Consider the following 1,745-nt stretch of genomic DNA (forward strand, 5'->3'; position numbering starts at 1 on the left):
GGCTGCCGGTGACCACCCTCTCCGGCAGCGGCCGTCGCGCGTCACAGCCGGGCGAGGTCCGGCTCGCGCTGCACCACGTCCAGTTGGGGATCGGCGTTGAGCATCGCGTGGTGCAGCCGCTGCAGCTTAGGGGAGGGCTCCAGGCCGATCGACTCGACCAGCGTGCCGTGCAGCCGCCGGTAGACGTCCAGCGCGTTGGAGGCCCGCCCGCAGCGGTAGAGGGCCAGCATGTAGTGCGCGTGCAGGTTCTGGTGCATCGGGTGGCGGGCCGTCAGCGAGGCCAACTCGCCGATCAGACTGGCGTGCCGGCCCAGGCCGAGATCGGCGCTGATCCGGTCGTCGACCGCGCACAGCCGGTTCTCCTCCAGCTGGACGGCCTCGATCGAGAGGATCTCGCCGAGCTGCAGGTCGGCCATGGCCGGCCCGCGCCACAGGTCCAGCGCGGCGCGCAGCTGGATCGCCGCGGTCGCGCAGTCCCCGGCCCGCAGCGCCGCCTGGCCGGCCTCCCGCAGCCGGTCGAACCGGGCCGCGTCGGTCTGCTCCACGGGGACGTCGAGCAGGTACCCGTTGTACTGGGTGCGCAGCAGCGTCTTGGGACAGGTGCCCTCCGGGGCCAGGCCCTTGGCGAGCATACGGCGCAGCTGCAGGATGTACGTCTGCAGGGTGGTGGCCGCGCTGCGCGGCGGGTCGTACGACCACAGCTCGTGGAAGAGCGTCTCCACCGGCACCTTGGTGCCGGACCGGAGGGCGAGCAGGGCGAGGACCTGCCTGGGCTTCCCCGCGCTCGGCACCACCGACGTCCGTCCGAGCCTGGCGGTCAGTGGGCCAAGGATGCCGATCTCCACCGGAGTCTCCCTTCGTGCTCAGTGCTCCGTGCCGCGTGGCGAAGGCGCCGGCGTCGCGAAGGCGTCGCGTCGCGAAGTCGCAGCTCACGAAGGCCTTCGGGCCTCGCTGACCCCACAGGCGGGGATGCGCCTCGCAGCGTCTTCACCATGGCATCCGGTGGGGCCCGCACCCCAGTGCCGGCCTCACCGATCGGGGATGACTCGGAAAGGGGCCGGGGCGTGAGGATTTCACGGTCGATCGGTGAGCCCGGCACTGTCCCCGGATCCGGCCGCGAGCCCAGAATCCTGGTGCCGCTCCGGGAAGGCCCGGGACGGAGCCCACGAGAACCGACGGACCATCACGACACCTGGGGGAGAACGTGTTCGGAACTGCTCTTCTCGAATCGCTGGACCTGACCGACCTGCTCGCCCCGGCCGGGGACCACGACCCGGACCTGACCATCGTGGACCTCGACCACCCCGCCGCCGGGCGCGCCCAGCTGTGCGTCTGCTTCTCGACCGACGGCCTGTAGGGGGTCCTCCGGTGATCCGCGGAGCCGACTCGACCGCCGCGCCCGTCCCCGTGGCGCCGGCCGCCGCCGCCGACCGCCGCCCGATCGGCTTCCGCAGCCACCTGCGGACCGAGGTGGTGCCCGGTGACGCCGCCTACCTGGTCTCCGACCAGGGCGTGACCGCCCTGCAGGGCGAGGGCATCGAACGGCTGGTGCCGCTGCTCGACGGCACCCGCGACCTCGCGGGCGTGCTGCGGGACGCCGCCCCCGGACTCCCGGACGGCCGGGCCCGGCAGCTGATCGCCCGGCTCGCGCGAGCCGGGCTGATCGGCTACCGCGACGAGCCCGCCGCCGGGCCCTCGACTACGAGGAGGGCCCGGACGTGCGGATCGTCCCCGGTGACCAGGCC

2 protein-coding genes and 1 pseudogene are annotated in these 1,745 nt (G+C 73.4%); 2 read left to right on the plus strand and 1 reads right to left on the minus strand.

The features are described from left to right. Positions 1-41: 41 nt before the first annotated feature. The gene (locus ABT247_RS33335; RefSeq protein ID WP_350750334.1) at positions 42-845 is read right to left on the minus strand and encodes an AfsR/SARP family transcriptional regulator; all 804 of its coding nucleotides are present in this window, start codon (positions 843-845) and stop codon (positions 42-44) included. A gap of 359 nt (positions 846-1,204) precedes the next feature. On the opposite strand from ABT247_RS33335, the gene ABT247_RS33340 reads away from it, so the two are divergent. Together ABT247_RS33340 and ABT247_RS33345 are read left to right on the plus strand one after the other, a co-directional pair. Further along, positions 1,205-1,357, plus strand: coding sequence for a hypothetical protein (locus ABT247_RS33340; RefSeq protein ID WP_350750336.1), 153 nt, complete (start codon positions 1,205-1,207; stop codon positions 1,355-1,357). Between the two features lie 11 nt (positions 1,358-1,368). Further along, positions 1,369-1,745 (plus strand): annotated as a pseudogene (locus ABT247_RS33345) (hypothetical protein); the annotation flags it as partial.

Source organism: Kitasatospora sp. NPDC001539, from assembly GCF_040298565.1.
Classification (GTDB): Bacteria; Actinomycetota; Actinomycetes; order Streptomycetales; family Streptomycetaceae; genus Kitasatospora.